Origin of the sequence: Chryseobacterium contaminans (assembly GCF_001684955.1) — a bacterium.
Taxonomy (GTDB): Bacteria; Bacteroidota; Bacteroidia; order Flavobacteriales; family Weeksellaceae; genus Chryseobacterium; species Chryseobacterium contaminans.
This window is the reverse complement of the sequence record NZ_MAYF01000013.1, coordinates 14822-27514: the sequence shown is the minus strand read 5'-3', so window position 1 is coordinate 27514 and position 12693 is coordinate 14822. Positions and strand designations below refer to the sequence as shown.

Here is a 12693-nt window from a genome sequence, read left to right as displayed (position 1 = left end):
TTCATTTATGATTATTTTTTAATCAATCCTAATTCGATAAGTCTTTCATGTAAAAATTCTCCTGCAGTAGTGTCTTCGTATAACTTTGGATTGTTTTCGTCTACACAGTTTTCAAGAGCGTTTAATGACATCGCACTTACTGGGTGCATAAAGAAAGGAATTGAATATCTTGAAGTACTCCACAATTCTCTTGGCGGGTTTACCACTCTGTGAATCGTAGATTTCAATTTGTTGTTAGTATGTCTTGATAACATATCTCCAACGTTAATCATCAACTCATCTGGTTCTGCAATAGCATCGATCCATTCTCCGTTGTGGTTCTGAACCTGAAGACCTTTTCCTTGTGCTCCCATTAAAAGAGTGATAAGATTAATATCTCCGTGGGCTGCTGCTCTTACCGCATCATCTGGTTCTTCAGTAATTGGCGGGTAGTGAATAGGTCTTAAGATGGAGTTTCCTTCAGCGATTTTATCGTCAAAATAAAACTCATCTAAACCAAGGTGTAAAGCTAGTGCTCTTAAAACATACTGCCCGGTTTTTTCAAGCATCTGGAAGGCTTGTTTACCTACTTCGTTGAATTTTGGAAGTTCCTCAACGATGACATTGTCTGGATACTCAGCTTTGTATTTTGAATCATCAGACAGATACTGCCCGAAGTGCCAAAATTCTTTCAAGTCTCCTTTTTTGAAACCTTTTGCAGTTTCTTTACCGAATCCTACATATCCTCTCTGGCCACCAATTCCTGGAATCTCATACTTTTGTTTCGTTTCCACTGGCTGGTCAAAAAAGTTTTTTACCTCTCCATATAAATCTTCTACAAGGTTGTCATCAAGAAAGTGGCCTTTTAAGGCTACAAAACCAATTTCTTCATAAGCTTTTCCGATTTCATTTACAAATTTCTGTTTGCGTTCCGGGTTGTCCGAAAGGAAATCACGCAGGTCTACACTAGGTATTTTATCCATTTTTAGAAATTTACGAATAGCAAAATTACATTTTTTTTAAATTAAATGATTTTAAAATCATTATTTATAAGTTAAATTTGCTGTATGAAAAAATATTCTTCTAAGAGAAGTATCCAAATACTTGCACATCTTCTTCAGCAGTACGGAATTGCAGATGTTGTCATTTCACCGGGATCAAGGAATGCTCCTTTGGCGATTCATTTTTCAGAAATAGACAGCTTCAACTGCTACAGTATCGTAGACGAAAGAAGTGCTGCCTTCGTTGCAATGGGAATGGCTAAGAGTGAGAAAAAACCAGTAGCAGTTACCTGTACCAGCGGATCTGCGGTGGTGAATTACTATCCTGCCATTACAGAAGCATTTTATCAGAATATTCCGCTTTTAGTTCTAACGGCTGACAGACCAACGGATTTTGTTGATATTTTTGATGGGCAGACTATCAGGCAGAAAGATGTTTTTCACCAGCATTCTTATGGAGACTTCCAATTGCTGGAAGACAGTAAAGAGAATGCGGAAGATATTAATTTCGATACGATAAAAAAGGCGATTGAGCTTTGCTTTGAAAAGCAAGGTCCGGTACATATCAATATTCCTCTGGAAGAACCATTGTATGAATTGGTATCAGAACTTCCAACCTTCCCAACGGTTGAAAAGACCATTAAACATAAAGACTATGAAATTCCATCCAATCTGATTGCAGAGTGGCATACCTCTCAGAGAATTATGATATTGGTGGGAACCAGAGATTATAGTCCGGAGTTGGAAAATCAGTTGACACAACTGGTTAAAAACCATTCTGTGGTTGTTTTGAGTGAAGCAAATTCTAATTTATATCATGAAAAGTTTTTCAGACATATAGACCGTTATATCTTCAACTTTACAGAAGAAGATTTTAAAACCTATGCTCCGGATCTTTTGATTACTGTGGGGCAGAATGTAGTGTCTAAAAAAGTAAAACAGTTCCTGAGAAGTGCAAGACCAAAGCAGCACTGGCATCTGGATGAAGTATGGCAGCCGGATACTTATTTCTCTCTGACAGAAAAAATAGAGGTGAAACCGGAAATGTTCTTCTCCAAATTATTGAAATTTATTAATCTGGAACCAAGGCCTTATTTCAATCTTTGGGATGTTCTGAGAGATAAAAAAGATGCGAGGCATCAACAGTTTTTAAATACCGTTGAATTCTCAGATTTTTATTTCTTCAATAAAGCGGCACAGACTGTTCCTGAAAATTATAATATCCATTTCAGTAATTCATCAGGAATCAGATATGCACAGCTGTTTGATTTTGGAAAAAGAAGAATATACTGTAACAGAGGAACCAGTGGTATTGACGGCTCTACTTCTACAGCAATGGGCTTTGCCATTAAAAATCAGAATCCTACCTTGTTGATTACCGGAGATTTAAGTTTCTTCTATGACATTAACGGTCTTTGGAATCAATATATTCCACCTTTTGTAAGAATTATGATTTTCAACAATGGGGAAGGAAATATCTTTAAAATCATTCCGGGGCCAGGAAATGCTAATCCCAATACCTTAGATGAATTTATTGCAACTAAACACCGTAAAAATGCTGAACATCTGGCTAAGCACTTCGGATTCTCTTATATCAAAGTGGAAGATGAGCTAACGCTTGACAGGGTATTGGAGAATTTCTTCAAACCGGATGCACAGCCAAAAATCCTGGAAGTGAATACTTACGGGAAGAATAGCGCTGATGTTCAGAAAGCTTACTTTAATTTCATGAAAGAAAGCTAAAGGTCAAGATATTCCTCATTTCCCGGCAGATTCATAATTCTGTCGATAGGATAGATAAACATATCATCAAAGTCGTTTAGAGCGTTGATGAGTTGAAAGTGGCTGAACTGCTTTATATTTTGTAAGGTAATTTCAGCCTCTTTTATTTTTTTATGCTTTAAAAGATGCTGTCTTTGTACCCCATTCAGAAGATAAGAGCTTGGAGTAAACCAGTCTTTGCCTTTTAAAAATAGAAGATTGGAAAAAGAGGTATCAGTGATATGATTATTTTTAACAATAATGATTTCTTCAGCCTTGGCTTTCATTTTCATTTTGTCTAATTCCTTACGGTCTTCAAACTTGAACGAGTAATCAAAGCTGTTGTTTTCAACAAGCTGGAAGTCCTGAATTTCAGGAATAGCATAAGGAATCATCTGGGTTCGGATCCTTTTATCTAAATCATAAGAGATTCGCAGCTTGAAAAGCCCGTCTTCATCATGCTCCAGATTTTTGTAGATCTTGGCCAGATCAATAGAATCTTCTTTTCCAAAATGAGAAAAGGTTTGATTGACACGTTTTTGATGGAGTTCCAATAGAAAAATCTCCTGATCTTCTACCTTAATGCTTTCAATGAATTGGGACATAGATTTTATTTTTCATTTCCTGATATTCGTCTTCTAATTTACTCATGTGCGTTATACCGCCTCCGCTTTTGAAATAGAGCTTATCATGCTCTCTTTCAATAAAACGTATCATTACGCAGCTGTCTAGGTTCTTACCGTCAAACCAGCCGCAAACACCTGTGTAGTAGCCTCGGTCATAACCTTCTGCCTCCAGTATTATTTCCAGTGTTTTAGGTTTTGGAGCGCCTAAAATAGAACCTGCAGGAAGAAGCTTTTGCATAATACTTCCTATTTTTCCGTCAAATTCAGGTTTTAACTTTCCTGAAATTTCAGAACTCATGGCATATAAATCTTTTTGCCAGGTTTTAAGGAAGTCAATATGCTGAAATTGGTCTACATATACATCATCTGCAACCATGCTCAGATCATTGCGGAGTAAATCCACTACGGTATAATGCTCGGCTTTTTCCTTGGGATCACTCTTTAGGATTTCTGCAGCATTTTTTATGGAGGCGTCAATAGTGCCTTTCATAGGATACGTCAGAATTTTCCCGTCAATAATCTTTACAAAAGTTTCAGGAGAAAAAAATACAAAAAAATCTTTATAAAAAACCTTGTACTTGGCCTCAGAGTGATAAAAAATTTCTTCAAGGCTCAAATTGGTCTCAATTTCAGTTTTCCGGGTATAATTTACAAGATAGGAATTTCCGAGGCGAATATTTTTCTGAACCTTATCAAAACCTGTTTTAAAGCTTTCCTTAGTTTCCGGAAAAGCTTTCCATTCTATTTTTTTATTAAGTTTATGTTCTTTTTTTGTGTTTGAAAATGTTTGAAAATCAATTAATAAGCCTGATTTTTCAATCTCTTCTTCCTGATAGATTTCAACATTCTCTGAAAGAAAATCGATAACAAAGAAATAAGGAACCTTCTGAAGAGAAAGCTCATCCATTTCCATAAATTTTTGATGATTCACTGAAAACATTCGGCAAAAATAATTATTGATGTTTACTTTTGCATAAAATTTTTATGATGCAGAGTAAATATCCTCAGAAACCGGGAATTGATTTTATATTGAAGCAGGCTTTTTTCTACTGGAATAAAACACTGGTTTTTCAGTTGATGTTTTCAATGATCTTTTTTGGAATCTTTCTTACCTCCTTGTTCTTTTTCGGGAGCAGGTACGGCATATGGGAGCAAAATCAAGTGCTGACAGAGGCTTTAAAAGAAGGTACAAAGGCTTATATGGAAAAGATTGCGGAATTAAGTGCTACAGAAGCCTATCAGATGTTTACCCTTGCGATCTGGGCTACCACAGCATTTCTCTATCCTCTGAATCTTGGGATGTTCCAGATCTTCAGAAAGCTGGATCTTAATGAGAAAATTGAACTTGGGGATTTGTTTGTTGGCTATAACGGAGTTAACTTTTTTAAATATCTGGGATATTATCTTTTCTGGTTTATGATCTACAGGCTTACAGTTCCTACAATTCTGTTGGCGATTATATGGGTGGCAGTAACGGTATTTGTCGCGCCACTGATGTTTTTTACCAATAAAAGGATATTTGAAGCCATTTCTTTAAACTTTAAAGCTCTTAAAATGTATTTTGTGGAGATCATGGTGTGCATATTCGTTGCGGTTTTGTTTAAATATCTGGGTTTCAGTTTGTTTTTGATAGGGGGACTTTTCACATTTCCTTTCTGGAATGCGATGATTTATTCGTTGTATAAAACAATATTTTCAGAGAAAAGCTAAAATTCAGCCAGGTTTAATATGTTTTTTTATCAAAAAAAGTTAAATTTGGTAAAATCATTAAATATTTAAACTATGTCTGAATTTAACGAATTTGACCAGCAAGGTTCTGTACCCAACAGAGAAACGGGATCCATCATTTCACATGCCTTTGATATGTATAAGGGTGTTTTTGGGTATGCTATTGTTGCCATGATTGTCTATATCGTTGGAGGGATGATTATCCAAAGTATTACCGGCTTCAATTCTGCTGCTATTGTGGAAGAAATGCAATCTTCAGGTGATTATGGAAGTTTTAGATATTGGGAAACCCCAGGATTCTCAATGTATATGACGTTCTCCAGCCTTTTTTTACTGTTATTGACTCCTCTGTATGTAGGCTTGATTTACATGGTGAATAAATTCAATACTAAAAATCCGATTGAATTTTCAGATCTTTTTATTGGATACCGCCAGAATTTTGTTAATATACTGATTTATAGCTTCCTTTCAGGGCTTATTTCTTCGGTTGCACTAACGCTTTGTTTTCTTCCGTTTATTTTTATTTATCCGTTTCTTTTACTAGGATATCCTATCCTGTTATTTGAAAATTCATCAGCGATTGATGCCTTAAGCAAGTCATTTAATATTGCAAAGGAGAATTACGGAACATTTTTGGGAGTAAGTTTTCTAGGGCTTTTAATCTCATTAGCCGGAGTGATTTTATGTGGAATTGGGATTATTCTTACAGCTCCATTTATTATGGTCGTAATGTATTCTGCGTATTGTGCATTTGTTGGAAAGCCTAGGCAGATCATGTATAACAAACAATAAGATAAATAACTTTTGATGAATAAAGACAATCAAATAAGCAGTGTTGCCATAAAGCAGGTTTCTTTGCTCGCCATTATTTTGGTGCTGGCAGGTTTAATCTGCTTTAACCTTGCATTGTTTATTCCATCAGTTTTAGGAGCTATTACTATTTATGTGGTTTGCAGAAAGTATAACTTCTACCTTCAGGAAGAAAAGAAATGGAAACCTTCTCTTGCTGCTTTTGCCTTAATGTTTGCGAGTCTTATCGTTCTGATCCTGCCAATTTATTTTATTGCAGATCTGATTATTGATAAACTGGGAAATGCTCAGGCTTATATGGATAAATTCAATGTGTTTTTAGATAAAATACATTCTTATATTGAATCAAAAACAGGTTTTGATATCCTGAGCCAGGAAAATATGAATAAGCTGAAAAGCTTTGTCGGGAAATTCTCTACTTCAGCTTTGAGTGGAACATTCAATACGCTTACCGTAATAATGTCCATGTACTTTATTCTTTATTTCATGCTTGAAAAACCAAGATTGTTTGAGAGAATTCTGACCAATTCAGCTCCTTTAAAGCGATCCAATGTTTCATTGCTGGGCGAAAAGTTGAGAAAACTTATTATGGCTAACGCTATAGGAATTCCCGTGGTTGCTATTGGTCAGGGGATCGTTTCTCTTATCGGATATCTGATATTTGGAGCACCGGGAGCTGTTCTTCTTTTTGCTTTAACGGCTGCAGCGTCTGTTATTCCGGTTGTAGGAACAGCCATTGTGTATGTTCCCGTCTGTATCTTTATGATTGCAGAAGGGAATACAGCCCAGGGAATTGGTCTTGCCATCTATTGTGTAGTGGTAGTAGGACTTACAGATAATCTGCTTCGCTTTACGCTTTTAAAGAAGCTTGAAAATATCCACCCTCTGAATACCGTCTTTGGAATTATCATGGGAATGAATCTTTTTGGCTTTATGGGGCTTATTTTTGGTCCTATTCTGATCTCTTTGACCCTTCTTTTGATACAGGTATACAGAAATGAATTCGCTGATGAAAATGCACCTCCTGATCTGGAATTACCCAATCAGCCTGAAGTAAATGATAAATTGATTTAATTATATAAAAAGTGGAGGGAATAAATCCGGAAATATTAAAAGAGATCTGTATTGCTAAAATGCCATTTGGTAAATATGAAGGAACGGTTTTAGCAGATCTTCCTATAAGTTACCTTGAATGGTTTCATAGAAGTGGAATGCCTAAAGGAAAACTGGGAATGCAGTTAGCAACAATCTATGAGATTAAGTTGAATGGATTGATGGAGCTGTTAATACCTATCAGAGCTTCAGTTAGAAATGGACTGTAAAAAAGAAAACATTTTTTGTTTTAGATAAAGTGTCGGCGGCTTCGAAGAAGCCGCCGACACTTTTTATTCAATCTTTTAATTCTTCAGCGCTGCAATCTCATCTCTTAGTTTTGCCGCCTTAATAAAATCAAGACTTTTAGCTGCCGCTTCCATTTCTTTCTGTTTCTGTTCGATTATTTTCTCCACATCTTCGCTGGCATAGGTTGCTTTTACCTCAGCAACCTTTTGAAGAATTTCTTTCTGAGTATATTTTTCATCAGGGAAATCTTTGCTTCTTCCTACAAGGTTTTCAGAGATCTTTTTATTCAGTGCTTTTGGCACCAGTCCGTTGTCTTCATTGTATTTCATCTGTTTCGCACGGCGGTATTCGGTCTCGTCCAATGTGGCCTGCATAGATTTTGTGATCTTATCGGCATACATAATGGCTTTTCCGTTGATATTCCTAGCGGCACGTCCTACCGTTTGTATCATGGATCTTCTGCTTCTCAACATTCCTTCCTTGTCAGCATCTAAAATAGCCACTAATGAAACTTCCGGCAAGTCTAGCCCTTCTCTAAGTAAGTTTACTCCAATCAAAACATCAAAAAGGCCTAAACGGAGATCCTGCATAATCTGAATACGTTCCAACGTCTCTACATCAGAGTGGATATATCTTGTTCTGATCCCAAATTTTGTAAAATATTTCGTGAGTTCTTCTGCCATTTTCTTGGTTAGAGTAGTCACCAGAACCCTTTCGTCGGCATCTGCTCTTTTTTGGATTTCTTCCATTAAATCATCAATCTGATTTAAACATGGCCTTACCTCAATAATAGGATCAAGAAGTCCTGTTGGACGGATAATCTGTTCAATATAGGCTCCACCCGTTTTTTCAAGCTCATAATCTGCCGGAGTAGCAGAAACATAAATCACCTGATTCTGCATGGCTTCAAATTCTTCAAACTTCAAAGGCCTGTTATCCATAGCGGCAGGAAGTCTGAAGCCATATTCCACCAAGGATTCCTTTCTGCTTCGGTCGCCGCCATACATGGCATGAACCTGGGGAACGGTTACGTGGCTTTCATCTATTACCATTAAAAAATCTTTAGGGAAATAGTCAATCAGGCAGAAAGGTCTTGTACCCGGAAGTCTACCATCAAGATATCTGGAATAGTTCTCGATTCCCGAGCAGTAGCCCAGTTCCTTTATCATTTCAAGATCAAGTTCAGTTCTTTCCTGAAGTCGTTTTGCTTCCAGTGGTTTTCCAATAGAACTAAAGAAATCAACCTGTTTCAGCATATCATCCTGAATCTCTTTGATGGCCCCGTTCAGTGTTTCTTTTGAGGTAACAAAAAGGTTCGCAGGATAGATCTGAATTTGATCAAAATTAGATTCTACATTTCCGGTTACAGGATCAAAACTTTGAATTTTTTCAATTTCATCTCCAAAAAACTGGATTCTGATTGCATTATCAGCATAGGCAGGGAAAACATCAATAACATCTCCTTTTACACGGAATGTTCCTCTCTGAAACTCATTTAATGTTCTTGCATACAAAGCATTTACTAAAGAATGTAGTAATGCGGTTCTCGTTACTTTTTCACCAATAGCAATAGAAATTAATGATTTGTGAAACTCTGTGGGGTTTCCTATACCATAGATGCATGATACGGAAGCTACAATCAGGACATCTCTTCTTCCTGACAGAAGGCTTGCTGTTGCGGAAAGACGCAATTTTTCAACTTCTTCATTGATGCTGAGGTCTTTTTCAATATAAGTTCCGGTAGTAGCAATGTAGGCTTCCGGCTGATAGTAGTCATAGTAACTCACAAAGTACTCCACGGCATTTTCCGGGAAAAATTCCTTGAATTCCATGAAAAGCTGTGCCGCAAGGGTTTTATTATGAGCCAGAACCAAAGTTGGACGCTGAACATTTTGAACAACATTGGCAACTGTGAAGGTTTTTCCGGATCCGGTTACCCCAAGAAGAGTCTGGTATTTTTCACCAATTTCTATTCCTGCAGTTAGTTTTTCGATGGCTTGGGGTTGATCCCCGGTGGGTTTATATTCTGATTGAAGCTTAAAATCCATAAGAAAGAATGTATAGAACAAAAATACGAAAGAAATAGTTAGGCGTGCTAAAGTTTTGGTGAGGAATATTTTGATTGTCAAAATAATGAGTGGTTGTTCTATATGCTTTTCATTTCTTGCTTTTAAGAGAAAACGATCAGAATTAGAAATGAAAAAGCGCTTTAAAAGCGCTTCGTTCTCATGGTTGTGTGAAGTTCATGGTTGCCGGAATCTTTAACACGGATGCAATGGGTTGTCCATTCTTTGTTGCGGGTTTCCAGCTTGTTTCATTGCTGATGGCAGTCATTGTTCTGAGGAATTCCTTGTTGAAAATGTCATTGTCACCAGAAGTTGTTATATTAGTTGCTTTTCCTGTTTCGTCTATATGGATGTAAGCCATAGATTTTATCAGTCCTTTAAAAACATCAATATTGCTTAAATCCATAGTCTGGCTTATCTTTATTCTCAAACTCTTCATTCCATTTGGGTATTCTGCGCTGACCAGGTTCTCGTCTTCAGGAGTGTTTGTGTTTTTACCTTCTTGGCTTTTTTTCGGAGAAATGGTGTCAGTAACAGATTTTACAGCTTCTTTATTTAATGCTGTAGGAGTAACAGTTTCTTTTTCCTGAAGAATATCTTCTGGTATATTTTTTATAAAATACTGTACAACTTTTGGAGTTTCCTTAGGGATAGCTTTATTCGATATATGGGGAGATAAACTTTTATGGTGCTCAGGTTGAACAGAGATATTAGCATAGGTTCTTTCTGAAAGTAGTGCTGTAGCTGCTACAAGAGTCGTGATACCTACAATTTTTCGAAATAAGCTGAATTTGGTTTTTTGAGCTTTCATCATGATAAATCGTTTTTTGGTGTTGTTAAAATTAAGAGAATGAGTAAAAGTCATATTTTGACTGCCCATAAGTTCATCCAGAATAAGACTTTGATATTCCTTAAGGTTAAATTGGCCTTTCAACACAGCTTCATCTGCTAAAAATTCATGATTGGAAATGATTGCATTTTTATACATGAAAAGAACAGGATTAAACCATGTAAAGATTTTTACAAGATGTATAAGGATAAGGTCTATACTATGCATCTGGTCAAGATGGCTTTTCTCGTGAAGAAAGATTCTTGGATCAATAGTACCATTTTTCACATACCCTTTTCCCATATAGATGGTATTCCAAAAGCTAAACGGAGAGAGATTTTTTTTGGTGATTATGATATTATAATTTTGATAGATACGTTTTTCTCCCTGTATTCTTGTAATAGTTATAATAGCCAAGAGGTTCTTAACCAATATAAAAAGAGTGACAGTTATATAGATTGCCCATATCAGATTGATCCAATTAAAATTTTCCTGTTTTGTTTGTACTACGGAAACATATTGTGTTACCTCTTCAATAATCAGTTGCGGACGGGTTGTTTTTGGTGCCTGTATAGTAAATGTAATGAATGGAATTACATAGGAAAGGATCAACGAGCTTAGAAGATAGATCCGATTGAATCTATACATCTTCTCTTTTTCCAAAAACAAATAATAGACTGCAATGAAAAGCGATGAACACAGAACTATTTTTAGAATAATAGGTAACATGGCTACTCTTTTATCTGATCGTCAATAATATCACGGAGTTCTTTCAACTGCTTTTGGCTGAGTTTAGCATTGGAGGTGAAAAATGAAGCAAACTGTGCCACAGAACTGTTAAAAAAACGATCAATCATAGAAGTCATTTCTTCCTTGAAATAGTCCCCTTTCTCTACCATAGGATAGTATTCACGGGAATTTCCATATAATTTATAACCTACAAGTTCCTTATTCTGCATTCTTTTTAATAAGGTTGCTATTGTAGTGGGTGCTGGTTTAGGCTCCGGATAAGCTTCCAGAATATCCTTCATGAAAATATTCTTTTTCTCCCAAAGAATATCCATTAGAACTTTTTCAGAATCAGTAAGTTTAATCTCTTTCATTCTACAATGTTGTAATTTGTTCTACAAATGTAGAATAAAAATTTAATTATACAAATATTATGGCATTATTTTTCCATTCATTTTTTAACACTTAATCATAATATTATGAAAATCAATCAATTTTATATTCCGGCATTGAGTCTTTTTCTCATTTTATCTTCATGTAAAAAGAGTAATGCGAATGCACAGCAGGTCGGAAATGATGGCAGTGTAGAAACTGAAAAGCCTAATTCTGATTATCAGCCGGCGTTTAAGGGACAAACAAGAATTAAGGCAGTAAAAACAAATACGGCCTACAATGTTGAGGTTTTGAATAAAGATCTTGGGAAACCCTGGGGAATTATTAATCTACCGGATGGAAGATTTCTCATTACAGATAAAAGAGGATATATGAATGTTGTATCACAGGATGGAAAACAGATTACTAAAATTGAAGGTTTTCCGAAGGTAGATGCCAGAGGGCAGGGTGGGATGCTGGATGTAGCTTTGGATCCGGATTTTAAAACCAATTCCATTATTTATTTCAGCTTTTCAGAACCTTTTGGGAAGGGAAATCTTACCTCTGTAGCTAAAGGAAAATTATCAGATGATCTTACCTCTGTTTCAGAAGTGAAAGTAATTTTCCGTGCGGAGCCGTCATATGACGGAGACAAACATTACGGAAGCAGGCTGGTTTTTGATAAAGACGGGAATTTATTTGTGAGTACTGGTGAAAGGTCTGATAAGGTAACCCGTGTTTATGCTCAGAAAACAGATAATTATTTAGGTAAAATCATCAAAATTACCAAAGAAGGGCTACCTGCTCCCGGTAATCCATTTATAGGAAAACAGGGGTATAAACCGGAAATTTATGCTTATGGGGTTCGTAATCCTCAGGGGTTGGCAATTGATCCCAACGGAAATCTTTGGGATGTGGAAATGGGTCCAAGAGGAGGTGATGAAATCAACCTTATCCAGCCCGGGAAAAACTATGGCTGGGGAGATGTAACCTATGGAATTGAATATTCCGGAGCCAAAGTAGGAGACGGTATTACCCAGAAAGAAGGCACGGAGCAACCTGTGTATTATTGGGACCCTGTAATTTCTCCAAGCGGAGTCACTTTCTACACCGGAACTATAGAGGAGTGGAAAGGAAACCTTTTCATTGGATGCCTGAGTGGTGAGCATATCAACAGAATTGTAATGAAAGATAAGAAAGTGGTAGGAGAGGAGCGTCTTCTGGTAGATCAGAATGAACGATTCAGGGATGTATTGGACGGTATGGATGGAAATCTTTATGCCGTAACAGATAGCGGAAAATTATATAAAATTTCAAAGAAATAAAAACGCCTGCTGAAAATCTTCAGCAGGCGTTTTGTAAGGAAGCAGGAAGAGGGAAGTTATTGCAGTTATCATAAACAAGTTCTCATTGATGATTAAAGAAACTTTAAATGAATATAGGGCAACTAG

General features: G+C 36.5%; 12 protein-coding genes. 6 read left to right on the top strand and 6 right to left on the bottom strand.

Annotated features, from left to right (window positions below; all coding sequences use genetic code 11):
• Nucleotides 1–11 precede the first annotated feature (11 nt).
• A complete protein-coding gene (locus BBH99_RS01685) occupies nt 12–962 on the bottom strand; it encodes an isopenicillin N synthase family dioxygenase (RefSeq protein ID WP_066691097.1) in 951 nt (316 codons plus the stop codon).
• A gap of 84 nt (nt 963–1046) precedes the next feature.
• Here BBH99_RS01685 and menD point away from each other — a divergent pair, with 84 nt between their 5' ends.
• Nucleotides 1047–2723, top strand: coding sequence for a 2-succinyl-5-enolpyruvyl-6-hydroxy-3-cyclohexene-1-carboxylic-acid synthase (gene menD / locus BBH99_RS01680; RefSeq protein ID WP_066691095.1), 1677 nt, complete (start codon nt 1047–1049; stop codon nt 2721–2723).
• Here menD and BBH99_RS01675 read toward each other — a convergent pair.
• Entirely contained in the window at nt 2720–3346 is a 627-nt protein-coding gene (locus tag BBH99_RS01675) for an aminotransferase class IV (protein WP_066691094.1), read from the bottom strand. The genes menD and BBH99_RS01675 overlap by 4 nt on opposite strands.
• Nucleotides 3330–4307 carry an aminodeoxychorismate synthase component I gene (locus BBH99_RS01670; protein ID WP_066691092.1) on the bottom strand — a complete coding sequence of 326 codons (978 nt, stop codon included), beginning with the start codon at nt 4305–4307 and terminating at the stop codon, nt 3330–3332. The genes BBH99_RS01675 and BBH99_RS01670 overlap by 17 nt, the downstream gene beginning before the upstream one ends.
• A gap of 47 nt (nt 4308–4354) precedes the next feature.
• Here BBH99_RS01670 and BBH99_RS01665 point away from each other — a divergent pair, with 47 nt between their 5' ends.
• The 4 genes from BBH99_RS01665 (at nt 4355) to BBH99_RS01650 (ending at nt 7227) form a co-directional block, all read left to right on the top strand.
• Complete coding sequence (locus tag BBH99_RS01665) at nt 4355–5077, top strand: hypothetical protein (RefSeq protein ID WP_066691089.1); 723 nt, start codon at nt 4355–4357, stop codon at nt 5075–5077.
• Nucleotides 5078–5149: 72 nt separating this feature from the next.
• A complete protein-coding gene (locus tag BBH99_RS01660; protein WP_066691087.1) occupies nt 5150–5887 on the top strand; it encodes a beta-carotene 15,15'-monooxygenase in 738 nt (245 codons plus the stop codon).
• Between the two features lie 15 nt (nt 5888–5902).
• Nucleotides 5903–6979: an AI-2E family transporter gene (locus tag BBH99_RS01655; RefSeq protein ID WP_066691086.1), complete on the top strand. Its 1077-nt coding sequence runs from the start codon at nt 5903–5905 to the stop codon at nt 6977–6979.
• A 20-nt stretch (nt 6980–6999) separates the two neighbouring features.
• Nucleotides 7000–7227: a DUF3820 family protein gene (locus BBH99_RS01650; protein ID WP_066691226.1), complete on the top strand. Its 228-nt coding sequence runs from the start codon at nt 7000–7002 to the stop codon at nt 7225–7227.
• A 75-nt stretch (nt 7228–7302) separates the two neighbouring features.
• On the opposite strand, the gene uvrB is transcribed toward BBH99_RS01650, so the two are convergent.
• The 3 genes from uvrB to BBH99_RS01635 all read right to left on the bottom strand — a co-directional run bounded on the left by uvrB (nt 7303) and on the right by BBH99_RS01635 (nt 11244).
• On the bottom strand, nt 7303–9294 hold the full coding sequence (gene uvrB / locus BBH99_RS01645) for an excinuclease ABC subunit UvrB (protein WP_066691085.1): 1992 nt from the start codon (nt 9292–9294) through the stop codon (nt 7303–7305).
• Nucleotides 9295–9472: 178 nt separating this feature from the next.
• A complete protein-coding gene (locus BBH99_RS01640; protein WP_066691083.1) occupies nt 9473–10789 on the bottom strand; it encodes a M56 family metallopeptidase in 1317 nt (438 codons plus the stop codon).
• Between the two features lie 83 nt (nt 10790–10872).
• The gene (locus BBH99_RS01635) at nt 10873–11244 is read right to left on the bottom strand and encodes a BlaI/MecI/CopY family transcriptional regulator (RefSeq protein ID WP_066691078.1); all 372 of its coding nucleotides are present in this window, start codon (nt 11242–11244) and stop codon (nt 10873–10875) included.
• 105 nt (nt 11245–11349) lie between these two features.
• Here BBH99_RS01635 and BBH99_RS01630 point away from each other — a divergent pair, with 105 nt between their 5' ends.
• Nucleotides 11350–12567: a PQQ-dependent sugar dehydrogenase gene (locus BBH99_RS01630; protein ID WP_066691076.1), complete on the top strand. Its 1218-nt coding sequence runs from the start codon at nt 11350–11352 to the stop codon at nt 12565–12567.
• Nucleotides 12568–12693: the final 126 nt, after the last annotated feature.